At 75.9% G+C, this 25,856-nt stretch carries 23 protein-coding genes; 16 read left to right on the top strand and 7 right to left on the bottom strand.

From position 1 onward, the window contains the following. Nucleotides 1-334: 334 nt before the first annotated feature. The 4 genes from IEY37_RS11595 to IEY37_RS11580 all read left to right on the top strand — a co-directional run bounded on the left by IEY37_RS11595 (nucleotide 335) and on the right by IEY37_RS11580 (nucleotide 4,112). Complete coding sequence (locus IEY37_RS11595; RefSeq protein WP_188942327.1) at nucleotides 335-1,771, top strand: ATP-binding protein; 1,437 nt, start codon at nucleotides 335-337, stop codon at nucleotides 1,769-1,771. An 81-nt stretch (nucleotides 1,772-1,852) separates the two neighbouring features. Next, nucleotides 1,853-2,674, top strand: a complete 822-nt coding sequence (locus tag IEY37_RS11590; RefSeq protein WP_188941717.1) for a formate/nitrite transporter family protein — start codon at nucleotides 1,853-1,855, stop codon at nucleotides 2,672-2,674. 172 nt (nucleotides 2,675-2,846) lie between these two features. Continuing rightward, the gene (locus tag IEY37_RS11585) at nucleotides 2,847-3,521 is read left to right on the top strand and encodes a response regulator (protein WP_188941716.1); all 675 of its coding nucleotides are present in this window, start codon (nucleotides 2,847-2,849) and stop codon (nucleotides 3,519-3,521) included. Nucleotides 3,522-3,791: 270 nt separating this feature from the next. Then, nucleotides 3,792-4,112, top strand: coding sequence for a hypothetical protein (locus IEY37_RS11580; RefSeq protein ID WP_188941715.1), 321 nt, complete (start codon nucleotides 3,792-3,794; stop codon nucleotides 4,110-4,112). Between the two features lie 75 nt (nucleotides 4,113-4,187). Here IEY37_RS11580 and IEY37_RS11575 read toward each other — a convergent pair whose 3' ends face one another. Both IEY37_RS11575 and IEY37_RS11570 read right to left on the bottom strand, forming a co-directional pair. Further along, complete coding sequence (locus IEY37_RS11575; RefSeq protein ID WP_188941714.1) at nucleotides 4,188-4,814, bottom strand: hypothetical protein; 627 nt, start codon at nucleotides 4,812-4,814, stop codon at nucleotides 4,188-4,190. A 70-nt stretch (nucleotides 4,815-4,884) separates the two neighbouring features. Continuing rightward, entirely contained in the window at nucleotides 4,885-5,067 is a 183-nt protein-coding gene (locus tag IEY37_RS11570) for a hypothetical protein (RefSeq protein WP_188941713.1), read from the bottom strand. Nucleotides 5,068-5,202: 135 nt separating this feature from the next. Here IEY37_RS11570 and IEY37_RS11565 point away from each other — a divergent pair, with 135 nt between their 5' ends. Next, nucleotides 5,203-6,324, top strand: coding sequence for a polysaccharide pyruvyl transferase family protein (locus IEY37_RS11565; RefSeq protein WP_229674317.1), 1,122 nt, complete (start codon nucleotides 5,203-5,205; stop codon nucleotides 6,322-6,324). A gap of 91 nt (nucleotides 6,325-6,415) precedes the next feature. On the opposite strand, the gene IEY37_RS11560 is transcribed toward IEY37_RS11565, so the two are convergent. From IEY37_RS11560 to IEY37_RS11550, 3 genes are all read right to left on the bottom strand, one after another. Further along, complete coding sequence (locus IEY37_RS11560) at nucleotides 6,416-6,808, bottom strand: TIGR03618 family F420-dependent PPOX class oxidoreductase (protein WP_188941712.1); 393 nt, start codon at nucleotides 6,806-6,808, stop codon at nucleotides 6,416-6,418. Between the two features lie 7 nt (nucleotides 6,809-6,815). Next, a complete protein-coding gene (locus IEY37_RS22115; protein WP_229674316.1) occupies nucleotides 6,816-7,106 on the bottom strand; it encodes a chorismate mutase in 291 nt (96 codons plus the stop codon). Between the two features lie 521 nt (nucleotides 7,107-7,627). Then, nucleotides 7,628-8,188 carry a peptidase gene (locus IEY37_RS11550; protein ID WP_188941710.1) on the bottom strand — a complete coding sequence of 187 codons (561 nt, stop codon included), beginning with the start codon at nucleotides 8,186-8,188 and terminating at the stop codon, nucleotides 7,628-7,630. A 269-nt stretch (nucleotides 8,189-8,457) separates the two neighbouring features. Between IEY37_RS11550 and IEY37_RS22110 the strand changes: the two genes are divergently transcribed. Both IEY37_RS22110 and IEY37_RS11540 read left to right on the top strand, forming a co-directional pair. Beyond that, a complete protein-coding gene (locus tag IEY37_RS22110) occupies nucleotides 8,458-11,319 on the top strand; it encodes a UvrD-helicase domain-containing protein (RefSeq protein WP_229674315.1) in 2,862 nt (953 codons plus the stop codon). A gap of 113 nt (nucleotides 11,320-11,432) precedes the next feature. Further along, nucleotides 11,433-12,857, top strand: a complete 1,425-nt coding sequence (locus tag IEY37_RS11540; protein ID WP_188941709.1) for a purine-cytosine permease family protein — start codon at nucleotides 11,433-11,435, stop codon at nucleotides 12,855-12,857. A 19-nt stretch (nucleotides 12,858-12,876) separates the two neighbouring features. Here IEY37_RS11540 and IEY37_RS11535 read toward each other — a convergent pair whose 3' ends face one another. Both IEY37_RS11535 and IEY37_RS11530 read right to left on the bottom strand, forming a co-directional pair. Beyond that, nucleotides 12,877-13,446, bottom strand: coding sequence for a hypothetical protein (locus IEY37_RS11535; RefSeq protein ID WP_229674314.1), 570 nt, complete (start codon nucleotides 13,444-13,446; stop codon nucleotides 12,877-12,879). Further along, complete coding sequence (locus IEY37_RS11530) at nucleotides 13,439-13,792, bottom strand: hypothetical protein (RefSeq protein ID WP_188941708.1); 354 nt, start codon at nucleotides 13,790-13,792, stop codon at nucleotides 13,439-13,441. The genes IEY37_RS11535 and IEY37_RS11530 overlap by 8 nt, the downstream gene beginning before the upstream one ends. A gap of 303 nt (nucleotides 13,793-14,095) precedes the next feature. Here IEY37_RS11530 and IEY37_RS11525 point away from each other — a divergent pair, with 303 nt between their 5' ends. The 9 genes from IEY37_RS11525 (at nucleotide 14,096) to purH (ending at nucleotide 25,850) form a co-directional block, all read left to right on the top strand. Continuing rightward, nucleotides 14,096-16,243: a hypothetical protein gene (locus IEY37_RS11525; RefSeq protein WP_188941707.1), complete on the top strand. Its 2,148-nt coding sequence runs from the start codon at nucleotides 14,096-14,098 to the stop codon at nucleotides 16,241-16,243. Between the two features lie 103 nt (nucleotides 16,244-16,346). After that, nucleotides 16,347-16,775, top strand: a complete 429-nt coding sequence (locus IEY37_RS11520) for a cobalamin B12-binding domain-containing protein (protein WP_229674313.1) — start codon at nucleotides 16,347-16,349, stop codon at nucleotides 16,773-16,775. A 242-nt stretch (nucleotides 16,776-17,017) separates the two neighbouring features. Further along, on the top strand, nucleotides 17,018-18,196 hold the full coding sequence (gene sucC, locus IEY37_RS11515) for an ADP-forming succinate--CoA ligase subunit beta (RefSeq protein WP_188941706.1): 1,179 nt from the start codon (nucleotides 17,018-17,020) through the stop codon (nucleotides 18,194-18,196). 64 nt (nucleotides 18,197-18,260) lie between these two features. After that, nucleotides 18,261-19,160 (top strand): succinate--CoA ligase subunit alpha, encoded by a 900-nt coding sequence (sucD, locus tag IEY37_RS11510; RefSeq protein WP_188941705.1) that lies wholly within the window; start codon nucleotides 18,261-18,263, stop codon nucleotides 19,158-19,160. Between the two features lie 490 nt (nucleotides 19,161-19,650). Then, nucleotides 19,651-20,664 (top strand): DUF5336 domain-containing protein, encoded by a 1,014-nt coding sequence (locus tag IEY37_RS11505; RefSeq protein ID WP_188941704.1) that lies wholly within the window; start codon nucleotides 19,651-19,653, stop codon nucleotides 20,662-20,664. A 260-nt stretch (nucleotides 20,665-20,924) separates the two neighbouring features. Continuing rightward, on the top strand, nucleotides 20,925-22,898 hold the full coding sequence (locus IEY37_RS11500; protein ID WP_188941703.1) for a cell division protein PerM: 1,974 nt from the start codon (nucleotides 20,925-20,927) through the stop codon (nucleotides 22,896-22,898). Between the two features lie 138 nt (nucleotides 22,899-23,036). Further along, complete coding sequence (locus tag IEY37_RS11495) at nucleotides 23,037-23,408, top strand: YciI family protein (protein ID WP_188941702.1); 372 nt, start codon at nucleotides 23,037-23,039, stop codon at nucleotides 23,406-23,408. Nucleotides 23,409-23,535: 127 nt separating this feature from the next. After that, nucleotides 23,536-24,189, top strand: coding sequence for a phosphoribosylglycinamide formyltransferase (gene purN, locus IEY37_RS11490; protein WP_373298313.1), 654 nt, complete (start codon nucleotides 23,536-23,538; stop codon nucleotides 24,187-24,189). Next, nucleotides 24,186-25,850 carry a bifunctional phosphoribosylaminoimidazolecarboxamide formyltransferase/IMP cyclohydrolase gene (gene purH, locus IEY37_RS11485; RefSeq protein ID WP_188941701.1) on the top strand — a complete coding sequence of 555 codons (1,665 nt, stop codon included), beginning with the start codon at nucleotides 24,186-24,188 and terminating at the stop codon, nucleotides 25,848-25,850. Before purN ends, purH begins: the two co-directional genes overlap by 4 nt. Nucleotides 25,851-25,856: the final 6 nt, after the last annotated feature.

The following is a 25,856-nucleotide window of genomic DNA, read 5'->3' as shown; positions in this document are numbered from 1 at the left end:
CGCCGAGGCGGCCGGCCCGCTGCCCGCCGAGGGTGCCCGTCCGGCGGGCGGGACCGTGCGCACCGACGGCACGGTCCGCGAACAGGTCGGCCACCGGGGTGCGGAACACCGGGCCGGCGCGCCCGACGGTGCCGGGATCCCCGACGGGACGACGCAGCAGGACGCGACGTCCGTCCGCGACGGCGCGGTCCCGCCCGCCGCAACCCCGGTCCCACCCGGTGTCGCTCCTGTCCCGCCCGGTGACGGCGCGGTCCCGCCCGCGGGTGCCGCTGTGCCGTCCGGTGGAGTCACCGTGCCGCCCGCGGGTGCCGCGGTCCCGCCCGGTGGCGCTGCCGTGCCGCCCGCGGGTGCCGCCGGCTCCGCGGGTCCGGCCGGGGGACCCCACGGCCGCCGGGTCGCGTCCGTCGCCGACGGGCTGACGCCGGACGGCATCCCGCGCCTGTACCGCCGCCGGGACCACGCCGTCGTCGGCGGGGTGGCCGGCGGGCTGGCGGTGCACCTGCGGGTCCCGGTCCTCTGGGTGCGGGTCACCTTCGCGCTGCTGTCGGTGATGGCCGGCGCCGGCATCCTGGCGTACGCCCTGCTGTGGATCTTCGTCCGGCCGGACCCGCGCACCGCCGAGGAGCCGCTGCCGCCGCTGCCGGTGCCGGAACGCCGCCAGGCGCTCGGCGTCGCCGCCCTCGGTGCGGCGCTGATGATCGCCGCCGCGGCGCTGGGGTTCGGGCAGCTGCTCGGCTGGGTGCTGGGCCCGCTGGGCCTGGCCGCGGTCGGGGCGGCCTTCGTGTGGCGGGAGGCCGACGAGGCGCGGCGGGCCCGCTGGCGACGCACTGCCGCGGGCATCGTCGGGCCGGCCCGCGGGTCGTGGTGGCGGCTCGGCGGCGGTTGCGCGCTCGTCGTCGGCGGGCTGTCGGTGTTCGCGCTGGGCCAGCTGGACTTCACCGCCGTCCGCTCCGCGCTGGTGGCCGTGCTGCTCACCCTGGTCGGCGTCGCGGTGATCACCGTCCCGTGGTGGGTCCGGCTGGTCCGGGACCTGGGCGCGGAACGCTCGGCGCGGGTGGCCGCCGCGGAGCGCGCCGAGATCGCCGCCCACCTGCACGACTCCGTGCTGCAGACCCTGGCGCTGATCCAGAAGCAAGCCGGCGACAACCGCGAGGTGCTGCGGCTGGCCCGCAGCCAGGAGCGGGAGCTGCGGACCTGGCTGTTCGGGCCGGCCGGGTACGCCACGGCCCCCGGCGGCGCACCGGACGCCGGCACCACGCTCGCCGCCGCCGTCGCAGCCGCGGCCGGCGAGGTCGAGGACACCTATGCGGTGGCCGTCGCGCCGGTGGTGGTGGGCGACGCCGCGATGGACCCGCACCTGGCCGCCCTGGTGGCCGCGGCCCGCGAAGCCATGGTGAACGCGGCCAAGCACGCCGGCGTCGACGAGATCAGCGTCTACGCGGAGGTCGAGGACGGCACGGCGACGGTGTACGTCCGCGACCGCGGCGTCGGGTTCGACCCGGACGCCGTGGACGGGGACCGGCGCGGGCTCGCGCACTCCATCCGGGGCCGGATGGCCCGGCACGGTGGCACGGCGGTGGTGCGTTCCCGCCCCGGGGAGGGCACCGAGGTGCAGGTGTCCGTACCGGTGCAGGCCACCGCCGGCGACCCGGATCCCGCGCACCTCGGTGCCGCACCCGCCGCGACGCCGCCCGATCCCGCCCCGGCCCCGGACACCCCGTACGCCGCCGACGCCGCCGACGCCGCCGATGCCGCGGCGCGGACCCCGTGACGACTTGCGCACGCGGAGTTTCCGCGACAGGGCCTGCGGGTAGCGCTGCGGCATGGACACAGCACGACGGGCGGCCGGGCGATGAACGCCGATCGGGGCGGACCGGACTCGCTGACCTCCCCACCCGGCGCACGCGAGGAACCGCAGATCGAGGAGGCCTTCGACCGGCTCGTCGAGGAGGGCCAGACCCGGCTGGTCCGGCCGCTGCTCCCGCTGGCCGCGACCGGCTTCCTGGGCGGTGTCGACGTCGCGGTCGGCGTGCTGATGTACCTGGTGGTCCTGCACCGGACGGACAACCCGCTGCTCGCCGCGGCGGCCTTCACGACGGGTTTCGTGGCGCTGCTGCTGGCCCGCAGCGAGCTGTTCACCGAGAACTTCCTCGTCCCGGTGACCGCCGTGGTCGCCCGCAGCGGCACGGTGCCGCAACTCATACGGCTGTGGGTGGTCAGCCTGGCCGCCAACCTGGCCGCGGGGCTGGCGATGGCCGGCATGATCGCGGTGGCGCTGCCGGACGTGCGCGACACCGCGATCGAGGCGGCGTCGCACTACGCCCACCTCGGCATCTCGTGGCGGTCCTTCTTCCTCGCCGTGCTGGCCGGTGCGGTGATCACCCTGCTGACCCGCTGCCAGCACGCGACGGACAACCTCGGCGTCCAGCTGGTGCCCACGGTGCTGTTCTCCTTCGTGCTCGTCGGCGGGCAGCTGTTCCACTCGGTGCTGGACTCGATCCTGATGTTCACCGGCCTGGTGACCGGCCGCTCCGACTACGGCTGGGCGGACTGGGCGGGTGCGCTGGGCTGGTCGGTGCTGGGCAACGTCGTCGGCGGACTGGTGCTGGTCACCTCGATCCGGCTGCTCCGGGTGCCGCACCGGGTCGCGGAGGAACGCCGCAACGCGGACTGACCGGGCGGCACGCGGTGTCCGGCGCGCGGCCGGCCCGCCGACCTACGATGCGGGACGACCCCGGCGCCGGCGCGGCGCCGGGCGGACGGACACGCGCGGAGGGGCTGGTGCCGGTGCACGGGACGACGTCCGGGACCGCGGCGCACCGCCACCCGGCCACGGCGGGTCGACGGTGACCGCGCCGGCCGGCCCGGCCCCGGTCCGGGTCTTCGTCGTCGACGACCACGGACTGTTCCGTGCCGGGGTCAAGGCCGAGCTGGCCGGACTGGACGACGACCGCATCGAGGTGGCCGGCGAGGCCGGTTCCGTCGCCGAGGCGGTGGTGCGGATCACCGCCGACCCGCCGGACGTGGTGCTGCTGGACGTCCACATGCCCGACGGCGGCGGCCGTGCGGTGCTCGAGCAGGTGCACCGGACCCACCCGGACGTGGTCTTCCTGGCCCTGAGCGTCTCCGACGCCGCCGACGACGTCATCAACGTCATCCGCGCCGGCGCCCGCGGGTACGTCACCAAGACCATCTCCGGGCGGGAGCTCGCCGACGCCGTGGTCCGGGTGGCCGGCGGCGACGCCGTCTTCTCGCCGCGGCTGGCCGGTTTCGTGCTGGACGCCTTCTCGGACCGGCCCGGCGCCGCCCCGGTGGGCGATCCGGAACTGGACCTGCTGTCGCCGCGGGAGCGTGAGGTGCTCAAGCTCCTGGCGCGCGGGTACGCCTACAAGGAGATCGCCTCCCAGCTGTTCATCTCGATCAAGACGGTGGAGACCCACGTCTCGGCGGTGCTCCGCAAGACGCAGAAGTCCAACCGCTACGAGCTCAGCCGGTGGGCCACCGACCGCCGCCTGATCTGACCGCTCAGGCAGCTCACAGCTCTGCCGTGGGCCGGGTTCTCGATCCGGCCGTGACCAGATGGGTTGCCCGGTCGCGGCTCTGGTGTCGTGGCGCGCGGCAGCGGTCGGCTGCCAGCGCATGTCGACCGCGTAGAGTCGACCGTGCTCCGACCAGCGGGCGCGGGACGATCGCGGGAGCGGCGTCCCGCAGATCCGGCCGCATGCGGTCCCCCGAAGGACCGGCACGGCGGCCGTGCCTGCAGACCGCAGGCGCAGCACGAGGACTGCACGATGACGCGCAGCCATGGGTCGGTGCCCGGAGGCGGCTCGATCCCCGCCACCCGGCCGCCGGGTGTCCCGTCGGCCGCACCTCCGGCGGGTCCGGTCGACGGATCCGCCCGCCGATCCGGCCAGACCCCGGAGTGCGTGCTCGACGCCACCCGCCGGCTGGCCGGGGAGTTCGCCGGCACCGTGCCGGTGGCCCGGGTGCGCAGCGCCGTGCAGGCCTGCCACGACGACCTGTGCGACGCCGGCGTGCACCCGTTGAGCATGGGGGAGCTGCTGGAGCGCGCCGCGAGGGTGCGGCTGCGCGAGGCGACCGGCCGGGACTGACCCCCGCCGGGCGGCGGTCCGCCCAGCGCCCGACCCGGCCTGCCGCGTGGAGCGGCCGGCGGGACGGCCTGCGGGTCAGTCGGTGTCGGGGTCCAGGGCCGCGCCGGCGTGCTGCTTGGCCGTCTCGATCGCGGCGTCGGCGCGCTCCAGCTGCGTGGTGTCGACGGGCACCATGGCGGCGAGCCGCTCCTGCTCGGTCTGCGCCCCGTCCGCGGGCTCGTCGTCGGTGGCACCCACCGGCCCGCCCGCCGAGGTGCCCGCGCCGCCCTGGGTGCCGGTACCGCCGCGGTCGCTGCTGCCCGGCGCCGTGGCGGCATCGGTGCTCGCGCCGGTGCTGGCGTCCCTGCCGGTGTCCGTGCTGCCCGAGGTGGGTTCGACCGCGTCACCGGCGGCGGGGGTGGAGCTGCCGTCCGGCGCCGGTGTGGTGCCCGACCGGGCGGTGGTGACGGCGTCCTCGCCGCCGCCGTCGCTGCGGCCGCTGTCCCCGGCGGGGACCTCGGCGGCACCGCCGGTGCCGCCGGAGCGCGGCGAGCCCGCCGGCGCGCCCTCGCCACCCTCGCTCTCGACGGCGGGGGCCAGGTCGTCGTCCGCCCGCTGCGGCGGCTCGGTGCCGGCCGGACGGGCGGTGTCGCCGGCGGAGACCGGCGCCGCCTGGTCCGTCTGGTCCTGTCGGGTCGAACCGGCCGGTTCGCTGCTGGTCATCGGGCGTCTCCTCGCTGCGCTGCGGGTGTGGCGGTGCTGCGGTCGGACCGCGACGGGTCCTCGCGGCGGGTCACTCCGGGTCCTCGACCGGCGGCAGGGCGCCGCTGCCCTCGGCGGGTGCCTCGGGCTGCTCCGGGCGTACCGCGGCCTCGGCAGGCATCGAGTCGCCGGTCCCCTCCGGTCGGAGGTCGTCCGGCAGCCCGTCGGGGGTGCCGGTCGCGGCCGTCCGGGCGTCGTCTGCTGTGCTGTCCATCGAGACTGCCTTCCGATCGCGGTTCCGATGTCGGGGACCTGGGGCCACCGTAGGCCACGCCGCCTACGGTGCGCCGTGCGGCGGAGTGCGGCCGGGCGGCAACGGACCCCAGCCCGCCCGATCCGAGAGGCCGCCGTGGAGCACGCCCTTGCCGCCGCCGCCGTCCCGACGACCGCCGCCGTCCCGACGACCGCCGCCGTCCCGACGACCGGCGCCGTGACGACGACCGCCGCGGTGACGACGACCGCCGCCGTGACGACGACCGCGGCCGTCGCGGCGAGCGGCACGATCCCGACCGGCGGCGCGGACCTCACCGCGGCCTCCGCCGGCGGCACCACCCTGCTGGCCGGTCCCGTCCCGGCGCCGCGCGACCGGCGCGTGCTGGTGGTGGGCTGGTCGAGTTTCGTCCACGGCGAGGCCACCGCCGGCGACGTCGCCAGCATGCACGCGGTCGGGACCGCCCTCGCCGGCGCTGGGGTGCAGCACGACCTGGCCTGGAGCCCGGTGATGTGCCCGCCGGGGCAGACCCCGTACGACGAGCTGGACCCGGGGCGGTACTCGCACCTGGTCTTCACCTGCGGGCCGCTGCACGGCTGGCAGGTCCGGGAGCTGCACGACCGGTTCGCCGCCAGCCGCCGGCTGGCGGTGGGGGTGTCGGTCATCGACCCGGCGGACCCGGCGGTCACCGGCTTCGACGAGGTGCTGCACCGGGACCTGCCGCACCGCGCGGAGCCGACCGTCGACCTGGCCGCCGGGCACGAGCACGGCGAGGTCCCGGTGGTCGGCGTCTTCCTGGCCGGGTCGCAGCCCGAGTACGGCGACCGGCAACGGCACCCCGAGGTCGGCGGCGTCCTCGGCGACTGGCTGGCGGCGCGCGACGTGGCGGCGGTGCAGCTGGACACCCGGCTGGACCCCCGGCACTGGACGTCGCCGTCCACGCCGGCTCAGGTCGCGTCCGTCATCCGGCGGCTCGACGTCGTGCTGACCACCCGGCTGCACGGGCTGGTGCTGGCGCTGACCAACGGCGTCCCGGCGCTGGCCGTCGACCCGGTGGCCGGCGGCGGCAAGGTCGCCGCGCAGGCGGCCGCCTGGCAGTGGCCGGCGGTGCTGTCGGACGCGGAGGTGGCCGCGGCGCGGCTCGACGAGCTGCTCGCCTGGTGCCTCTCGGACGAGGGACGGCGGGCGGCGGTGCACCGGGCCGGGCTGGCCCGGCCCCAGGTCGGTTCCACCCTGGACCGCCTCGTCCGGCTGCTCTGAGACCGCCGCACGTCCGCCCGCGGCCGGTGCGTGCTGCGCTGTCCCGCGCCGCGGCAGCGCCGCAACACGCCGCTTCATGGTCGGCGGGGCGTCACAGGTTCCAGGCGTGCCAGTCCGTGACGTCGATGAGCGCGCTGACCCGCCGCCCCTGGCGGTCGGCGTACGGCTTGCCGGTGTAGTGCGAGGCGATCCGGTCGATGTCGGTCAGGTCCGGGTCGTCGGCGATCGCGGCGACCTGACCCTGGATGCTGACGTGGGTGTACCAGTTGTCGCCGAGGACGGTCAGCGCCACCCGCCCGTCCTGGCGGAGCCAGTCGAGGCGCCGCCGGACGTCGGCCAGGTTGACCAGGATCTGCTGACCCTGCAGCAGGTACCAGGTGGCGACCGTGACGGGCTGCCCGTCGGGCTTGAGGGTGGCCATCACGGCGGGTTGCGGCCGCCCCAGCAGCTCCAGCGCCGCGTCCGACAGCGGTGGTCTGGTCATCCGGTCGTCACCTCCGTCCGAGTTGCCCGCGCCCCATGGCGAGCAGCATCATGCCGAGGTCGGTACCCGCGGGCCCGAGGGCCCGAAACCGTTCCAGTACCAGCATCTCCCGGCTGTAGACGATCTTCGGGCCGCCCATCGAGGCGCGCGCGGCGCCGATCGCCTGGGAGACGGCGGTGCGGTGCTGGATCAACCGGACCAGCTCGGCGTCGATGCGGTCGATCTCCAACCGCAGCTCGTCGATACCGGCCTGGTCGGCGGGGACGGGGATCTCCGGGAGCGGCGCGGGCTCGGACACTCGGCGCAGACCTTTCAGGGCGGCCCCGGCCCCCGGCCGGTCGGCGCGGGAGGCCGCCGGTGCCGGGCGGTCGTCGGCATCCGGGAGGGCGGGCGGTGGGTCGGTGGGTGCGGCCGCCGTGTCGGCGGCCGGTGCTGGCGTGCTCGGTGCGGGCGTGCTGGGTGCTCGGGTGCTCGGTGCGGCGGTGGGCCCTGGGTGTGGCGTCGCGGTGCTGGGCGCCGGGGTGGCGGGGGCGGTCATCGGTCGTCCCATTCTCGCCCGTCCGGCCCGCCCGGGAACGGGAAACGCCCCGGGTCCGGGTGGACCGCGGGGCGTCGTCGTGGCGGGTGGGGTTCAGCCGCTGACGGGCACCGGGATCCGGTACCCGACGTAAAACCGGCGGCTGGACATGGGCTCATCAAAGCACACCGGGCGGACGGCCGCGCTGCCGTGTCCGGTGGTCGTCCCGCAGGGCCGTCGCGCAGGGCCGTCGCGCAGGGCCGTCGCGCGGGGCCCCCGGCGCCGCCCCGGAGGGGACGCGGTCAGGCGGCGAGCAGCATGGCCAGCACGGCGGTGTCGGCGTCGTCCTTGGGGTCGATGCCGGCCCGGCCGATCATGGTCGTCACGGTGCCGGTGTGGTCCGCCTGGACCCACCCGGCGCGGTGGTCCAGCCCCAGGTGCGGGATGCCGGGCAGCAGCACGCAGCCCGACGCGACGCCGTCGTGCTCGGGCAGCGACGGCCGGGTCTCCGACGGCGGGTGCAGGACCAGCAGTCCGGGCGGCTGGTGGCCGGCGAAGTGCCCGGGCGGCAGCGCGTCCTGGCCGGCGAACGTGCCCTCGGCGAGCACCACCCCCACCGTCTCCGGCTGCGGGTCGTCGGGCAGCTCCTCGCGGACCCGGAACACCGTCGTCATCGGCAGCAGTCCCGGCACGCTCGCCACCCGGACCGCCACCACCAGGAACTTGACCCACTCCAGGGTGGACGCCGGCCACCGGCCGGAGACGACGAAGCCGCGCAGCCGTCCGGCGGCCTGGAAGGCGGACACCTCGACGGTGCGCGGCGGGGCCGGCGGCGGTGTCGAGGGCTCGGGAACAGCGGACATGTCGACCTCCCCCCTGCCGGCGGTCGCGAGGACCGCCGGTCGGGCCACAGCGGTGATCATGTGATGGTGGGCGAGCGGGGTGCTGGCACACAAGCCCCACCGAGTGCCAACGGTCCCAACCGTCACGGCTCAGGTCGCCGGCACGTCGGTCGTGCCGTGTGGCCGCCGTGGCGTGCCCACCGTGCCGTGGCATGCCGTGCTCGCCGCGCCGTGCCGGAGCCGCCGGCCACCGGGCCCTGTCGGTGCCCGCGGGTAACCTGGTCGCCGTCATGACCGGTCTGTTCGAGTTGCCGTCCGCCGCGCCGGCGACCTCGACGCGGACCTTCGGCGCGCCCCGGTCCGCGGGACCTGTGGCCCCGGCGGGCGGTCCGGGAGGTGCCGCGCGCCCGGCCGGTGGGCAGTCGGCCGCGGACGCCGGCGCGGAGTTGCTCGCCGGGCTGAACGGCCCGCAGCGGGGTGCGGTGCAGCACCGCGGGGCGCCGCTGCTGGTGGTGGCCGGCGCCGGATCGGGCAAGACCAGGGTGCTCACCCGGCGGATCGCGTACCTCCTGGCGGCCGGCGGCGCCCGGCCCGGCGAGATCCTGGCGATCACCTTCACCAACAAGGCCGCCGCCGAGATGAAGCAGCGGGTCACCGACCTGGTCGGGCCCCGGGCCCGGGCCATGTGGGTGTCGACGTTCCACTCCATGTGCGTGCGCATCCTGCGGAACGAGGCGTCGACGCTGGGCATCCGCAGCAGCTTCACCATCTACGACCAGGCCGACTCGCAGCGGCTGGTGCAGCTGGTCGCCGCGGACCTGGACCTGGACGTCAAGAAGGTGTCGGCGCGCACGCTGGCCGGCGCCATCTCCACCCTCAAGAACGAGCTGGTGGACGCGGAGAGCGCGGCGACCAGGGCCGACACGGACATGGCGCAGCTGGTGGCCAAGGTCTACGCCGGCTACCAGCAGCGGCTCCGGGCCGCGTCGGCGTTCGACTTCGACGACCTGATCATGCAGACGGTGCACCTGCTGCGGACCTATCCGGCGGTCGCCGAGCACTACCACCGCCGGTTCCGGCACGTGCTGGTCGACGAGTACCAGGACACCAACCACGCCCAGTACGAGCTGGTCCGCGCGCTGGTCGGGACCAGGGCAGAGCCGGGCACGCCGGGCGCCGTGGAGCCGGCCGAGCTGGTGGTCGTCGGCGACGCCGACCAGTCGATCTACGCGTTCCGCGGCGCCACCATCCGCAACATCGTCGAGTTCGAGCGGGACTACCCGGACGCCCAGACGATCCTGCTGGAGCAGAACTACCGCTCCACGCAGAACATCCTGTCCGCGGCCAACGCGGTGATCGCCCGGAACCCGGAGCGGCGGGCCAAGAACCTGTGGACCGCGGAGCCGGGCGGACCGCAGATCGTCGGCTACGTCGGGGACAACGAGCACGAGGAGGCCCAGTTCGTCGCGGGCGAGATCGACTCGCTCGTCGACAACGAGGGCATCCGGTTCGGCGACGTCGCCGTCTTCTACCGGACCAACGCCGCCTCCCGTGCCATCGAGGACGTGTTCGTCCGCACCGGCATGCCCTACCGGATCGTCGGCGGCGTCCGGTTCTACGAGCGCCGCGAGGTCCGCGACGCCCTGGCCTACCTCCGCGCGGTCGCCAACCCCGACGACGAGGTGTCGCTGCGGCGGGTGCTCAACACGCCGCGCCGGGGGATCGGCGACCGCGCCGAGGCGACGGTGGCGTTCTTCGCCGAGCAGCAGCGGATCCCGTTCGCCACCGCGCTGACCCGCGCCGGTGACGTCCCGGGCCTGGTCACCCGGTCGGTGAACGCCGTCAAGGGATTCGTCGAGCTGATGGACGGGCTGCGCGAGCTGGTGGCCAACGGCAGCGACCCGGCCGAGCTGCTGACCGCCGTGCTGGACCGCACCGGCTACCGGGCCGAGCTGGAGGCGTCGCAGGACCCGCAGGACTACGCCCGCCTGGAGAACCTCGACCAGCTGGTCAGCGTGCTGCGGGAGAACACCGAACTCTTGCTGGCCGGCGCGGTCGCCACGGCCGCGGCCGGCGAGGACCCGGTCGAGCTGGACGACACGGCGGAGGGCGCCGCGGCCGCCGCCGCCCAGCTGCCGGGCCCGGACGACCGTGTCGGCGACCCTCCCGCGCCGGGTGCCGGCGCCGCACGCCGGCCCAAGGCCTGGCAGGTGGCGGTGGAGGCCGAGCGGGGAGCGCCCCCGGCTCGGGCGGCACGGGGTGCCGGTGGGCTCGACGGGCTGCCCGGTGACGACGCGGTGCCCGTCGCCGGTGCGGTGTCCGGACCCGCGGCGGGGGACGGGCCGGCCGAGGACCGGGCGGCGGGCGGGTCCGCGCGCGAGGTGGCGGGCGACGCGGTGCCGGAGGACGGCGACGACGGCCCGGCACCGCTGGTTCCCGGCGAGGCGCCGGCGGCCGCGTCGCTGCGCACGCCGGGCGAGGTGCTCAGCGCGGTGCTGGAACAGCTGTCCCTGGTGGCCGACGCCGACTCGGTGCCGGACTCGGAGGACGGCGTCGTCACGCTGATGACCCTGCACACCGCCAAGGGCCTGGAGTTCCCGGTCGTCTTCCTGACCGGCATGGAGGACGGGATCTTCCCGCACCTGCGGTCGCTGGCCGACGAGAAGGAGCTCGCCGAGGAGCGCCGGCTGGCCTACGTCGGGATCACCCGGGCACGGCAGCGGCTGTACGTCTCGCGGGCGGTGCAGCGGTCGGCGTGGGGTCAGCCGAGCAGCAACCCGCCGTCGCGGTTCCTCGACGACATCCCCGGCGAGGTCCTGCACTGGCGGCGGATGGTGGAGACCGTGCCGTTCGTCGACCGGCCGGACTCGTTCGGGCCCGGCGGCGCCTTCGCGAACCGGTCCGGGTGGGCGCAGGCCCGGTCGGCGCCGGTGACGGCGTCGCGGTTCGGCGAGCGGACACCGAGCCGCACCACGAACCGGCCGCCACTGGTGCTGGCCGTCGGCGACCGCGTCTCCCACGACAAGTACGGGCTGGGCAAGGTGACCGAGGTGTCCGGGATGGGCGTGCGGACGACCGCCGTCATCGACTTCGGCAGTGCCGGGACGATCCGGCTGATGCTCATCGGCGGTGTGCCGATGACCAAGCTCTGACACCGGGCCCGCCCGCGGGGCGCGTGCCGACCGGCCGGCCGGGTACCGGGCCCGCGGACCACAACGTCGACAGCGGCCTTGCCGCTGCTCAAGATCGTCGCGAGGATGCCGCCATGAGCTCTGCCCCCGTGGACGTGGCCGGTGACCGGCACTACGGCGCCCGCGTCGCCGCCGTCGAACCCGGTGGCGCCGAAGTGATCCCGCTCTCCGAGCGGCACGGCCGCCCGGTGCAGATGCTCTGGACCTGGATCTCGCCGAACATGGAGTTCTCGACGATCTACGTCGGCGCGCTCGGCCTGATCTTCGGACTCGGCTTCTGGCAGACGTTCTGGGCGGTGGTGATCGGCAGCGCCCTGGGCTCGACGACCCAGGCGGTGCTGTCGAGCTGGGGACCGGACACCGGCTACTGCCAGATGGTGCTGTCCCGCCGGGCCTTCGGCTACCGCGGCAACATCCTGCCGGCCGGGCTGAACTGGCTGGTGGCCGGTGTCGGCTGGTTCGCGGTGAACAGCGTCAGCGGCGCCTTCGCGCTGTCCGCGCTGACCGGCCTCGACCTGTACCTGGCACTCGCCGTGGTCGTGGTCCTGATGCTGCTGCTGGCCTTCTTCGGCCACAACCTGATCCACGTCTTCGAGCGGTTCGCCGCGCCCGTCCTGACGGTGATCTTCCTGGCCGGCGGGGTGGTGATCCTGTCCAAGGCCCACCTCGGCGCGCCGGCCGCCGGCGCGTTCCCCGGCGCCTGGTGGGTGTTGCTGGGCGCCACCTTCGGGTACGCGGCCGGCTGGAACCCCTACGGCGCCGACTACACCCGCTACCTGCCGCCCGGGACCGGGCGCCCCGCCGGCATCTTCGCCGGGCTGGGCGTCCTCGTCTCGTGCGTGCTGCTGGAGTCGTTCGGTGCCGCCGCCTTCTCGGTGCTCGGCGGTGGCTCGTACACGGGGAACCCCACCCTCGGCTACACCAGCGTGCTGCCCGACTGGCTGGGCAAGCTCACCCTGCTGGGCATCGCCCTGGGGGCCGTCGCCGCCAATGCACTGAACGTGTACTCCAGCGCGATCTCGTTCGCCGCCATGGGGTTCACCGTCCGGCTGCACTGGCTGCGGGCCGCCATCGCGGTCGTCATGGGCATCGCCGGTTTCGTGGTGGCCTCGTTCGGCCTCCACAACATCGCCAGCTACGAGAGTTTCCTGCTGGTGATCGCCTACTGGGTGGGGCCGTGGCTCGCTGTGGTGTTCGCCGACCGGCTGCTGCGCCGGTTCCGGCCCGGCGAGACGGTGTACTCGGACACCGGCTACCGGAATTGGGCCGGCTTCGTGGCCATGCTCGTCTCGGCGGTGCTGTCCATCTGGCTGTTCTCGAACCAGACGTTCTACAGGGGTCCCGTCGCGGCGCGGCTGGCGCAGATCGGTGACCTGACCTTCCAGGTCGGTTTCGTGCTGGCGTTCGTCCTGTACCTGGTGCTGTACCGGCGGCTGGCCGACCCGATCCGGGTGACCGCCCCGGAGCCCGGCACGGCGCGGTCGACGGGCGCTCGCTGACCGGGTGGCGACGCCGCGGTCAGTCCCGAGGGGCGCCGGGCCGGCTGTAGCGCAGCCAGAGCAGCCCGAGCAGCGGCAGCAGGACGGGGAAGTACCCGTAGCCGCTGCCGAACCGCGACCACACGGTGTCCCGGGGGAACGCCTCGTGGTCGACCAGTGACGCGACGCCGATGACCAGCACGCCGACCAGCTCCGTGCCGCAGGAGGCCCAGGCCAGCGGGCGGGACCACCGGCGCTCGGTGACCAGGCCGAGCGTTGCGCCGAGGTAGACGATGCCGGAGAACAGCGACAGCAGGTAGGCCAGCGGTGCCTGGTCGAAGGCGGTGCTCAGCTGCACGACGGCCCGGGCGGTCGCGGCCAGCGCGAAGATCGCGTAGAAGGCGACCAGGATGCGCCGCGGTCCGGTCGGCAGCTGGTCCTCGTCGCCGACCGGCTCCGCGGTCACCGGGACCGCGGCGGGGTCCTGGCCGGCGGGTGACAGTCCGGCGGGGTCCTGGCCGGCGGGTGCCGCGTCGACGTGCGGCTCCGATCCGGCGGCCGGCTGCACCCCGGGGGCCGGGCGACCGGATCCGGCGGCCGGGTCAGCCACGCCAGAGCGCCAGCAGGCGCAGGTTCATCACGGCCACCACGACCGCAGTGAAGCACAGCGCCGCCGACCCCCACTGGGTCCGTTCGATCCGGGCGAGCTGGAAGCCGAGCGGCAGCGGCAGCAGCACGCCGACGGTGTAGGCGACGAAGGTCACCGGCTCGGACAGGTGGGCGGACGACAGCCGCACCAGCGCCAGCACGGCCTGCACCAGCAGCCCCGCCTCGACCACGATGGCGCCGACCATCTGCGCCTCGGTCGTGGGGCGGTGGCGGCCGCCCTGGATGCCCGTCCAGAGGGCGAGCACCAGGCCGGCGGCCAGCAGCCCGTACGCAAGACCGGCGATCACCGCGTCGTCACCGGGCCTCCCGTCGTCTCCCCGGGTCCGTCCCGGCAGCCGACCGGCGCGCTGTCGGGCGCCGGCGCGACCGTGCCCGGCACCAGGGCGGGCGCCGGGCCGCATCCTGCCCGACGTCGTGCCCGCCGCCGACCCGACGCCGGACCCGCATCTGCCCGGCGCTCGGCCCAGCGCTGCCGGACCCGTGTGCACCGGTCGTCGACGGCACCGTTGCTACCGTCGTCGGGTGCATTCTGCCGCAGCCGCCCGCGGTGGCCGGTGCGGCGGGAACCGCCCGGCCGAGCCGTCGATCCCGTGACCGCCGCCCCCTCGCCGGTGTCGTCGGCCCGCACCGTGCTGGCTCCGGCGGCGCTGGTGCTGGTCGGCGCGCTGCTGGGGGCGCTGGCGCCGGTCGTCGGGCTGGTGCGGACGGCCGACGGCAGCCCACCCGGTCCGGCCGGTGCCGCGCCCTGGGCCGTGCTGCTGGTCCCCGTGGTGGTCCTCGCCCTGGCCGCCTGGCGCCCGCTCGCCGGGCTGGCGGCCGCCGCCGGCGCCGGCACGCTCGCGGCCGGTCGCCTGCTCGCCGATCTCGGTGCCGTGACCGATCCCGGGGACGCCGTGCGTCCCGAGCTGTTCCACGAGGCCTCGGTCCACGCGTTGCCGGTGACCGCCGCGCCCGCCGGTGCCGTGCTGCTGCTGGCCGGCGACCTGCTGGCCGTGGCCGGCGGGCTGCTCGCCGCTCGCGGGATGGTCCGCGCCTTCGGCGATCCGGACCGGGACCCGGTCGACCCGCTCGCCGCCGACGGCCCGCCCGCGGTGGGCGCCCTCGCCGGTGGGGAGGGTGCCGGCGACGGGGCGGACGGACCCGGACTCGCCGTCCGTGGCGCGGGGGGCGACGACGCCGCCGAGGTGCGCCGCGCCGGACCGCCGGTCGTCGTCGGGTTGCTCGGTGCGGTCGCCGTGCTGGTCGGTGCGGTGTCGGTGCCGTACGCCGGTGGCTACCTGGCGAGCCGGGCCCTGCCGCCCGCGCTGGGCCTGTGGGACCTGTCCGGCGCGCTGGTGCTCGCCGTCCTCGCCGGAGCCGCGGTGCTGGTGGCCCCGCTGCTGCCGCGGCGCCTGGCCGCCGCGTTGCTCTGCGGGGTGGCGGCGGCGGTCGCCGTGCCGGCCCTGACCGCGCTGCTGGTCCGGGCGGCGGGGATCGGCGTCCGGGTCGAGGGCACGGTGTGGGCCCTGGTCGCCGGTGGGCTGCTCCTGGCCCTGTCCGTGCCGCTGCTCCGGCGTGGTCCCCGCCCGCCGGGCGGCGGGGTCGCGACGGCGGGGCCGGGCAGCGATGTCCTCGCCGGCGGCGACCGGACGGGCGGCCGGCGCCTGCCGGGGCTGCTGGCAGGGGTGCTGGCGCTGCTCGCGGCAGGTGCGGCGGTGCTCGCGGCGCGGACCAGCGGCCTGCTCGTCGACGGCGCCGCGGATCCGCCCCGCCCCGGCGGCTACCCGCTGTCGGCGTCGATCGGTGGGCCCTTCCTCGTGGTGGCCCTGCTGCTGGCCGTCGCCGGTGTCGCGGCGCTCGTCCCGGCGACGGCGCCGGCGGGTGCCGCGGCCCTCGGGCTCGCCTGGCTGCCGGCGGTCTGGGCGACGACCGCCGGGCTGGCGGTGTACGGCACCGTGCGGGCCAGTGCCCAGGTCACGGCCGGCGTCGCCGGCGCGACGCCGCACCGCTGGTCGATGGGGCCGGGGCTGTGGTGGGGGATCGTCGCGTCGCTGCTCGGCGTCGCGGCCGCGGTGTCCGGTGTGGTGGCGGTCCGGCGCCTGCAGGACGCCCGCACCGACCTGGTGGACGAGGACAGCTCGCTGGCGGTGCGGCAGCGCGCCGGCGTCGTGGCCGCGGTGCTCGTCGTCGCGGTGCTGGTCAGCGGGCTGCTGCCGGTGCTGGCGACGTCGGCCGGCAGCGGCCCGACGCTGCTGTCCGGGTCGGCCGTGGACGGTGCCGGGCTGCTGCTGCTGTGCCTGGGCGTGGCGGCCGGCCTGGTGGCCGGCCTCCGCAGCGACCTGCCGTCCGTCGTCGTCGGTGCGGGCGTGGCCGCGGCGGCCGCGCTGCTGGTGCGGCTGGTGGTGCCGGCGGCGGTCCGGGCCCAGGACGGTTTCGCGTTGCGGGCCGGCTACCCGGCGGTGGTGGCCGCCGCCGTGCTGGTGCTGGCCGGATCGGTGCTGGTGGCCGGGTGGGCGGCGCGGGTGCCGTCGGACCCGGCGAGGGGACCGGCCGGCGGCGTGCCGGCGGGGGACCCCGGGCGATCGGCGCGCGGTGCGGCGGCCGCCGGGGCGAGAATGGCGTCCTCGAGCCCCCGCAGCGCGACACGGACGTCGCGGGGTGGCGCTGCCGGTGCTCCCGGCGGCGTCGCGGACCGGGCTCGCGGCGGCGGACGGCAGCAGGGCCGGCCCCGGCGGTCGGCGGAAGGGGACCCGCGGTGAGCGTGTCGTCGTTGCACCGGCCCGGCGGCGGATCGCCGGTGCCGACCGGGCGGCCCACGCAGCCGCCCGGCGTCCGGCCCCGCCGAGCCGGGACGTCCTCCCGGTGAGCGGGCCGGCGGTGCGCAGCCGCCCGATCCGGGTGGTCGTGGCCAAGGTCGGCCTGGACGGCCACGACCGCGGCGTCAAGATCGTCGCCCGGGCGCTGCGGGACGCCGGGATGGAGGTCGTCTACACCGGCCTGCACCAGACGCCGCAACAGGTGGTGGCCGCCGCCCTGGCCGAGGACGTCGACGCCATCGGGCTGTCGGTGCTCTCCGGCGCGCACATGACGCACTTCCGGCGCGTGGTGGAACTGCTGGCCGCGGAGGACGCCGCCGACATCGTGGTGTTCGGCGGCGGGATCATCCCGCCGGACGACATTGCCGCGCTGGCCGAACTGGGCGTGCACGGAGTCTTCACCCCGGGCGCGGCCACCGCGGACATCGTCGGCTGGCTCGAGCAGGCGGTCGCTCCCCGGCTGTCCCGGTCCTGACCCCGGCCGGCCGGGGCGCCCGGGCTCCGGACCTGCCCGCCGCGGGACGGTCCCGGCCCGGTCCCGGCTCGGTCCCGGCCCGGGCGGGCCCTATCCGTTCCGGCCGGTGGCACGCGTGGGCAAGCTCACCGGTGCAGGCGGGCGACCCCTCCCGGGGGGCGACTAGGGTCGTTGCGACGGTCGACGGCGCGCCCGCATCCCCCTGCTCCGCCGGCCACCCGCACCCAGGGCGAGGAGCACAGGTGGATCTGTACGAGTACCAGGCCAAGGAACTGTTCACCGCGCACGGCGTGCCCGCCCCCGCCGGCCGCGTGGTGTCGACGGCGGCCGACGCGGTCACCGCCGCCGAGCAGCTGGGCCTGCCGGTCATGGTCAAGGCGCAGGTCAAGACCGGCGGCCGCGGCAAGGCCGGCGGCGTCAAGTTCTGCAAGACGCTCGAGGACGTGCAGACCCACGCCGGCAACATCCTCGGGCTGGACATCAAGGGGCACGTCACCCGGCGCGTGCTGGTCACCCCGGCCAGCGACATCGCCGAGGAGTACTACGTCTCCTACCTGCTGGACCGCTCCAACCGCACCTACCTGGCGATGGCCACCCGCGAGGGCGGCATGGAGATCGAGGAGCTGGCCGTCGAACGGCCCGAGGCGCTGGCCCGCATCCCGGTCGACGCGGTCGACGGAGTCGACGCCGCCAAGGCGGCCGAGATCGTCGAGGCCGGTCGCTTCCCCGACGAGGTCAAGGACCAGGTCGCGCAGATCCTGGTCGACCTGTGGAAGGTCTTCACCGCCGAGGACGCCACCCTGGTCGAGGTGAACCCGCTGGTCCGCACGCCCCAAGGTCAGGTGCTCGCGCTGGACGGCAAGGTGTCGCTGGACGACAACGCCGACTTCCGGCACCCCGACCACGAGGGCTTCGTCGACAACGCCGCCGAGAACGAGCTGGAGCTGCGCGCCAAGGAGCGCAACCTCAACTACGTCAAGCTCGACGGCCAGGTCGGCATCATCGGCAACGGTGCGGGCCTGGTCATGTCCACGCTGGACGTGGTGGCCTACGCCGGCGAGAAGCACGGCGGGGTCAAGCCGGCGAACTTCCTGGACATCGGCGGCGGCGCCAGCGCCGAGGTGATGGCCAACGGGCTGGACATCATCCTGTCCGACCCCGACGTCAAGTCGGTCTTCGTCAACGTGTTCGGCGGCATCACCGCCTGCGACGCCGTGGCCAACGGCATCGTCAAGGCGCTGGAGATCCTGGAGTCCGGCGTCGGCGGCGGGCACACCGAGAAGCCGCTGGTCGTGCGACTCGACGGCAACAACGTCGAGGAGGGCCGGCGGATCCTCACCGAGGCCAACCACCCGCTGGTGACCCTCGCCGACACCATGGACGAGGGTGCCGACAAGGCCGCCGAGCTGGCCGCCCCGTAGTCCGTCACCGCACCCGGCCGCCGGATCCAGCACCGCAGAGCAGAGCAAAGGACGCGCACCAGTCATGGCGATCTACCTGACCAAGGACTCCAAGGTCATCGTGCAGGGCATCACCGGCGGTGAGGGCACCAAGCACACCGCCTTGATGCTCAAGGCCGGCACCCAGGTCGTCGGCGGGGTGAACGCCCGCAAGGCCGGCACCACCGTGACGCACACCGACGCCGCTGGCGCGCAGGTGCAGCTCCCGGTCTTCGGCACGGTCGCCGAGGCCATCGCCGAGACGGGCGCCACCGTGTCGATCGTCTTCGTGCCCCCGGCGTTCGCCAAGGACGCCGTCGTCGAGGCCATCGACGCCGGGATCGAGCTCCTCGTGGTGATCACCGAGGGCATCCCGGTGCAGGACTCCGCCGAGTTCTGGTCCTACAACCAGCACAAGGGCGGCCGCACCCGGATCATCGGGCCGAACTGCCCGGGCATCATCACGCCGGGGGAGTCGCTCGTCGGCATCACGCCGGCCACCATCACCGGCAAGGGCCCGGTGGGCCTGGTGTCCAAGTCCGGCACGCTGACCTACCAGATGATGTACGAGCTGCGGGATCTCGGCTTCTCGACGGCCATCGGGATCGGCGGCGACCCGGTGATCGGGACGACGCACATCGACGCCCTGGAGGCGTTCGAGGCGGACCCGGAGACCAAGGCCATCGTGATGATCGGCGAGATCGGCGGCGACGCCGAGGAGCGCGCCGCGGCGTACATCTCCGAGCACGTCACCAAGCCGGTGGTTGGTTACGTCGCCGGCTTCACGGCGCCGGAGGGCAAGACCATGGGACACGCCGGCGCCATCGTGTCCGGCTCCGCCGGCACCGCGCAGGCCAAGAAGGAGGCCCTCGAGGCCGCCGGCGTCAAGGTCGGCAAGACGCCGTCCGAGACCGCGCGGCTGCTGCGCGAGGTCCTGCCGGCCTGATCGCCGGGGGCGGCCGGACTCGACTCGGCGCCCTTGGCCGCCGGTGGGCCCCCGGCGTCGCTGCCGGGTTGCCGTGCCGCCGGCTCCCTGTCGCCGGCTCCGGCTTGCCGGGCCATCGACTCCGGGTTGCCGAGCCACCGGCGACCCAGGACCGCCGGTCGCCGGCCAGGGGTCGCCCGGCGGATCGACTCCGCTGGATGCACCCGGAGTGACCCTGTTCGGCGATGCCGCGCCGCCACCCGGAGCCTTCGCACGCCGTACCGCCGGCCGAGCGCCCCGCCGGGTCCCGCCGCCCGTCGATGCGCGCGGTGCCCGGTGTCGCCGGGACATGCCCGAGCGGTGCCCGGGACGCCGGGACGGCGTGCGATACGTTGCCGAGAGTCGCGGCGCGAACCCAGGAGTAGCGTCGCAGCACGTCCGGCACCGCCCCGCCGCCTCGTCCGCGGCGCGGACGGCACACGTGTCGGCGGTACGACGTGAGGTGGAGCAGATGAGCGGTCCCTACGGCCCTCCGCAGGGAGGCCAGCCCGGAGGTTCGAACCCGTACGGCCAGGGTGGCCCGCAGCCCGGGCAGTGGCCCGGCGGTGCGCCGGGATACGGCCAGCAGCAGTACGGCGGCCCGCAGGGGCCCGGCGGGTACGGCGGCCCCGCGCGGCCGGGTTACGGACCTGGTCCCGGCGGTTACGGACCCGGCCCCGGCGGACCGGGCGGCCAGGGTGGCTGGCAGCAGGGCGGTCCGCAGAAGCCGCCGGCGCCCAGGACCCCGGTCAACCTGGCCAAGGTGCTGCCGCTCGTGGTGGCGCTGCTGGCGCTGCTCAACCTGATCTTCGCGTGCTTCACCGGTTCCAAGGTGACGCTCAACGGCAACGACGAGTCCGTCGGAAACCTCTGGTACCTCGGCGGGTGGATCCCGGCGCTGCTCGTGGTGGCCGGCCTGCTGTCGCTGGCGCCGATCCTGCCCAAGGCCGGCCGTCACCCGTTCACCGCCGCCGTGCTCGCCGTCGTCGGATTCCTCGGCGCAGTCTTCGCCTGGTTCTCGCTCCCGGGCACCGACGACGCGCAGGGCATCGACTACAAGGCCGGCATCGGCCTGATCCTGGTCACCATCTTCGCCCTGCTGGAGGCGGCCGCTGCCGTGGCCGCCTGGCTCGCCGACAGCGGCGTCGTCAAGGGCACCGTCCCCGTCCCGGCCACGGTGGCCAACGCGGTCCCGCCGGCGTTTGGCGGCGAGGGCGGGCACGGCGACGCCGGCACGCCGCACCGCCAGGTGTTCGGCGGACCGGGGGACACCGGCGGCTACCAGAGCCCGCAGCCGACCGTCGGCACCGAGGGCCAGGGCCAGCCGACCGGCTACCAGCAGCAGGGCGACCAGCCGTACTACGGCGGCTACGGCCAGGGCGGCGCCACGACCGGCGCCACCCCGACCGTCGGCTCGGGCGAGTCCGGGACCGACCCCAACCGCCGCGACGACGGTCCGGACGCCACCCAGCAGGTCCGCTTCTGACGTCCTGGTCCCGCGGCCCCGGCGAGAACGGGTGCGCGGACCAAGTAGCTACGACGGGCGGCCACCGATTCCGGTGGCCGCCCGTTCGTCGTCTCCCGGCAGCGCGGTCGCGGCGGCGTCCGACTGCCGCGGTCGCGGCGGCGTCCGACTGCCGCTGTCGCGGCGGCGTCCGACGGCCGCTGTCGCGGCGGCGTCCGACTGCCGCTGTCGCGGCGGCGAGCCTGTCGGGGACCGCGGGCGCACCGTGTGACAGTCGTCGGATGACCCTGCTCGACGCGGGCCACCGCCCTGCCGTGTCCGGAGCTCCGCCGGACACCTCCCGCGATCGGCGACCGCCGGCCTCCACCACCGCGCTGGTCGTCGTGGCGGCTGCGGTGCGGGCGCTGGCCGCGGTGCTCGCGGCGCTGGTGCTCACCGTCGGCATCGCGCTGCTGCTGTGGGCGGTCACCCCGGCGTCGGGGTCCAGCCCGCTGCCCGCGCTGCGCGCCGGTGCCATCGCGCTCGCCGCCGGACACGGGATGGACGTCCGGATCGGCGACGCCACCCTCACGCTCCCACCGCTGCTGCTCGGGGTCCTGGCGGTGTCCCTGTTGTGGGGTGCGGTCGGGCGGGGTCGCGTCGTGCCGGCGGGGGTGGGTCAGGAGACCGCCGCGATCCTGGTGACCGGCATCCTGCACGGGGCGGCGGTGACCGCGGTCCCGGTGCTGCTGCAGCCGGGCCGGCTGAGCCCCGACCAGTGGTGGCGCCCGGCGATCCTGGCCTGGGTCACCGTCGGCCTGGCCACGGTGGTCCGCGGGGCGGCGCTGCGCGCCCTGCTGGTGCGGGTGTCGCCGAGCTGGGTGACGACCGCCCTGCGCCTCGCCGCGGTGGCCGTGGCGGCGGTGCTCGGGGGTTCCGCGCTGGTGCTGGCGGCCGCTTCCGCCCTGTCCTTCGGCGCGGCGGCCCACCTGGTCGAGGCGGGTGGCGGCGGGGCCGACGCCTTCGGTCTCACGGTGCTGAGCCTCGCGTTCCTGCCCAATGCGGTGATCGCGGTGGCCGGCTACGCCTCCGGCGTCGGCTTCGACATCGGAGCCGGCCACTACTCGCCGTTCGGCTCGCTGACCGCCGACCTGCCGGGCATCCCGTTGCTCGCCGCGGTCCCGGACCGCCACCCGGCCGGCGGGTTGGGACTCGTCGCACTGGCCGTCCCCGTCGCCGCCGGACTGCTCGCTGGTGTGGTCGCCGCGCGCCGGCTGGCCTCGCGGGCCGATCGGGTCCGCGCCGCGGCGGCGGCCGGGGGGCTCGCCGGCCTGGCGGTCGGTGCCCTCGCCTGGCTCGCCGCCGGGGGCGTGACGCCGGGCCGGTGGCTGTCCGCCGGTGCCCCGCCGGTCCTGACGGCCGTGCTGCTGGCCGTGGAGGTCGGAGCGGTCGGGGCCGCGGTCGCGGCAGTCGTGCCGGCCCGGGCGGTGTCCGGGGACGCGGACGCCAGAGCCACGGATGCGGCTGCGGATGCGGAATCCGACACGCCGGACGCCACCGCACCGGGCGCCGCCGCCGAGGCCGACCAGGACGCCGGCGTCACCGACGGGGCCGAGTCGGCGGTCGCCGCGCACGCGGACGCCCCGGACGCCGGGTCGGCGGAGGACGCTGCGGACGAGTCCGCTGCGGACCCCCGGGCCGTGGTGGCGGATGCCCCGCGCACCGGCGACACCGGCCCGGACGTCACGCACGAGGACCGCGCGGTCGTCACGGCCGGGGGTCGTGCCGCCGAGCCGTCCGCGGACGAAGGCCCTGCGGACACGGACACGGACCGGGACACGAACCCGGACCCGGACCCGGCCACGGACACGGACGCCGCGGCCGTCGTCGACGATTCGACGGGTGAGCCGGCGTCCGAGGCTGCCGGCGCGTTCGCCGGCACGGACCGTCCCGACGGCGTACTGCCGAGCGGCGGCGGCGACCCGGACGGGGGGACGTCGGACGTCGTCGCGGACTCCTCCGGTACGCCGGCGGGCACCGACCGGGACGCCACCGCGGACCTCGCAGCGGACGCCGCCGCGGATGCCGTGGCGGACGCCGCGAACGCGCAGCAGACGACGGTGCGCGACGGTGGAGCGCCCACGGGCCAGTTGTCCACACCCGCCGGTGCGGCCCCGGTGCACGGCTCCCGGCCGCTGCTCCCACAGCAGCGCCCGGTGGACCCGCACCGGGCGGACCGGGCGGCGGAACCGCGCACCGGCCCCGCGGCCGACTGAGCGCAGTCGCCTGCGGGGACGGCGGGCGGAACGGGTGACGCGCCGCGGCGGTGATCTTGCTGTCGAACCCGGTCGGCCGGCTCCGACCACCGGGTACGCCGGCCACGGCGGCCCGAACGGACAGAGGAGAGATCGGCCGTGAAGTACGTCATCCTGATCCACAGCACCCCGGAGCCCTGGGGTCACCCGACGTCGCTGTACACCGCCGAGGGCCGGGCCATCCCCCGGGAGCGGCACGAGGAGATGGACCGGGACTTCGACGCCCTGCTCGGCGAGCTGTCCGCCTCCGGGGAGTTCGTCACCGCCGAGGCCCTCGGCGATCCCGCCGATGCCACCGTCTACACCTGGACGCCCGAGGGCTACCTCGCCACCGACGGCCCGTACGCCGAGGTCAAGGAGCAGCTCGCCGGCTACTTCGTCGTCGACTGTGCCTCCCGGGAGCGTGCGCAGGAGGTCGCAGCCCGCTTCGCCGGACCGGGCAGTGCCGTGGAGCTGCGGCCGATGGCCTGACCGTCCGCACCCCGCCCGTCCACGGCGCCGGGCCGCCCGGCCGCGGCGCGCAGGGGGGCCGGAGTCGCCGGAGCGAGGACGCCTAGGCTGGACCGCGCTCCCGTCCCCGGCCTCGAGAGGGTGCTGCTTGTCCGGTCAGGTCGCACCGGCCGCGGCTGCCGCGGCGGGTCCCACCGACTCCGCGCGCGTGGTCGTCCTGATCTCCGGTGGCGGCTCCAACATGGCGGCGCTGCTGGACGCCCAGCAGGATCCCGCCTTCGGCGCCGTGGTGGCGGCCGTGGGTGCCGACCGGGCGAACGCCGGTGGGTTGGCGCTGGCGGCCGAGCGCGGCGTCCCGACCTTCGTCGAGTCGGTCCGGGACCACGCCGACCGGGACGCGTGGGACCGCGCGCTGACCGAGCAGGTCCGGCGTCATGACCCCCGGCTGGTGGTGTCGGCGGGCTTCCTCAAGCTGGTCGGGCCGCGCTTCCTCGCCGAGTTCGGCGGGCGGTACATCAACACCCACAACACGTTGCTGCCCGCGTTCCCGGGTATGCACGGACCGCGGGACGCGTTGGCCTACGGCGTGCGGATCACCGGCGCCACCGTCTTCTTCGCCGACGCCGGCCTGGACTCCGGGCCGATCGTCGCGCAGACCGCGGTGCCGGTGCTGGACGGGGACGACGAGGCCACCCTCACCGAACGCATCAAGCAGGCGGAGCGGACCCAGCTGGTCGACGTCGTCGGCCGCCTGTGCCGGCTCGGCTGGAGCATCGACGGCAGAAGGGTGACCATCGGATGACCTCCACCGGATCCGCGAGCGCCACGGCGGACGAGCCCGGCACGCAGGCCCGGCGGCCGTTGCGCCGGGCGTTGCTGTCCGTCTCGGACAAGACCGGCCTGCTGGACCTGGCCCGCGAGCTCGACGCGGCCGGCGTGCAGCTGGTCTCCACCGGCGGGTCGGCGCGGCTGCTGGCCGACCACGGCATCCCGGTGCAGGCCGTCGAGGACCTGACCGGCTTCCCGGAGTCGCTGGGCGGGCGGGTCAAGACGCTGCACCCGGCGGTGCACGCCGGACTGCTGGCCGACACCCGGCTCGCCGACCACACCGCGCAGCTGGCCGATCTCGGCATCGCGCCGTTCGACCTGGCCGTGGTGAACCTGTACCCGTTCCAGGCCACGGTGGACTCCGGGGCCTCACCGGACGAGTGCATCGAGCAGATCGACATCGGTGGCCCCGCGATGGTGCGCTCCGCCGCCAAGAACCACCCCAGCGTCGCGGTCGTGGTGGATCCCGACGACTACGGGCAGGTCCGTGCCGCCGTCGCCGGTGGTGGCTTCACGCTGGCCCAGCGGCGGGCGTTGGCGGCGAAGGCCTTCGCGCACACCGCCGGCTACGACGTCGCGGTTGCCGGCTGGTTCGCCGCGCAGGAGGCCCAGGGCTCGGAGCCCGCCGCCGGTGCCGCCGCCGCCGAGTCGGCCGGCGCGACGGCCGCGGCGCCGCGCTGGCCGGCGTGGACGGGGCGCACCTACCGCCGGCTGGCGCAGCTGCGGTACGGCGAGAACCCGCACCAGGACGCCGCCCTCTACGGCGGCGACCGGCCCGGGCTGGCGGTCGCCGAGCAGCTGCACGGCAAGGAGATGAGCTACAACAACTACGTCGACGCGGACGCGGCGTGGCGGGCAGCGGGGGACTGGCAGGATCCGGCCGTCGCGATCATCAAGCACGCCAATCCGTGCGGCATCGCCGTCGTCGCCGGCGGCTCGGACGACGACATCGCCCGCGCCCACGCCAAGGCGCTCGCCTGCGACCCGGTTTCAGCCTTCGGCGGGGTGATCGCGACCAACCGGACGGTGACCCGGCAGCTCGCCGAGCAGATCGCGGAGGTCTTCACCGAGGTGCTGCTGGCGCCGGCCTACACCGACGACGCGCTGGCGGTGCTGACCCGCAAGAAGAACATCCGGCTGCTGCGTATGCCCGCCGGGGCCACCCCGGACCCGGTGGAGTTCCGCACCATCTCCGGCGGCGCCCTGGCCCAGCGGCGCGACGCGATCGACGCCCCCGGCGACCGGCCGGAGACCTGGACGCTGGCCTGCGGAGCACCGGCGGACGAGGCGACGCTGCGCGACCTGGAGTTCGCCTGGCGGGCGTGCCGGTCCGTGAAGTCCAACGCCATCCTGCTCGCCGACGACGGCGCCTCCGTCGGCATCGGCATGGGGCAGGTCAACCGGGTCGACTCGGCCCGGCTGGCGGTCGAGCGGGCGGCCGGCCGTGCCGCCGGCGCGGTGGCCGCGTCGGACGCCTTCTTCCCGTTCGCCGACGGCCTGGAGATCCTGCTGCGGGCCGGGGTCCGCGCCGTCGTGCAGCCCGGCGGGTCGGTCCGGGACCCGGAGGTGGTCGCGGCCGCCGAGGAATCCGGAGCCACCATGTACCTGACCGGGACCCGGCACTTCTTCCACTGACCGGCG

The sequence above is a fragment of the Nakamurella endophytica genome (genome assembly GCF_014646215.1).
Taxonomy (GTDB): Bacteria; Actinomycetota; Actinomycetes; order Mycobacteriales; family Nakamurellaceae; genus Nakamurella; species Nakamurella endophytica.
This window is presented reverse-complemented; position numbering and strand designations above follow the sequence as displayed.

Excerpts from the sequence above, each read along its gene's own strand:
- IEY37_RS11575 (WP_188941714.1), bottom strand. The coding sequence starts at position 4,814 with ATGACCAGCAGCGAACCGGCCGGTTCGACCCGACAGGACCAGACGGAC.
- IEY37_RS11580 (WP_188941715.1), top strand. The coding sequence starts at position 3,792 with ATGACGCGCAGCCATGGGTCGGTGCCCGGAGGCGGCTCGATCCCCGCC.
- IEY37_RS11550 (WP_188941710.1), bottom strand. The coding sequence starts at position 8,188 with ATGTCCGCTGTTCCCGAGCCCTCGACACCGCCGCCGGCCCCGCCGCGC.
- IEY37_RS11570 (WP_188941713.1), bottom strand. The coding sequence starts at position 5,067 with ATGGACAGCACAGCAGACGACGCCCGGACGGCCGCGACCGGCACCCCC.
- IEY37_RS11540 (WP_188941709.1), top strand. The coding sequence starts at position 11,433 with ATGAGCTCTGCCCCCGTGGACGTGGCCGGTGACCGGCACTACGGCGCC.
- IEY37_RS11500 (WP_188941703.1), top strand. The coding sequence starts at position 20,925 with ATGACCCTGCTCGACGCGGGCCACCGCCCTGCCGTGTCCGGAGCTCCG.
- IEY37_RS11590 (WP_188941717.1), top strand. The coding sequence starts at position 1,853 with ATGAACGCCGATCGGGGCGGACCGGACTCGCTGACCTCCCCACCCGGC.
- IEY37_RS11505 (WP_188941704.1), top strand. The coding sequence starts at position 19,651 with ATGAGCGGTCCCTACGGCCCTCCGCAGGGAGGCCAGCCCGGAGGTTCG.
- IEY37_RS11560 (WP_188941712.1), bottom strand. The coding sequence starts at position 6,808 with ATGACCAGACCACCGCTGTCGGACGCGGCGCTGGAGCTGCTGGGGCGG.
- sucD (WP_188941705.1), top strand. The coding sequence starts at position 18,261 with ATGGCGATCTACCTGACCAAGGACTCCAAGGTCATCGTGCAGGGCATC.
- IEY37_RS22110 (WP_229674315.1), top strand. The coding sequence starts at position 8,458 with ATGACCGGTCTGTTCGAGTTGCCGTCCGCCGCGCCGGCGACCTCGACG.
- purH (WP_188941701.1), top strand. The coding sequence starts at position 24,186 with ATGACCTCCACCGGATCCGCGAGCGCCACGGCGGACGAGCCCGGCACG.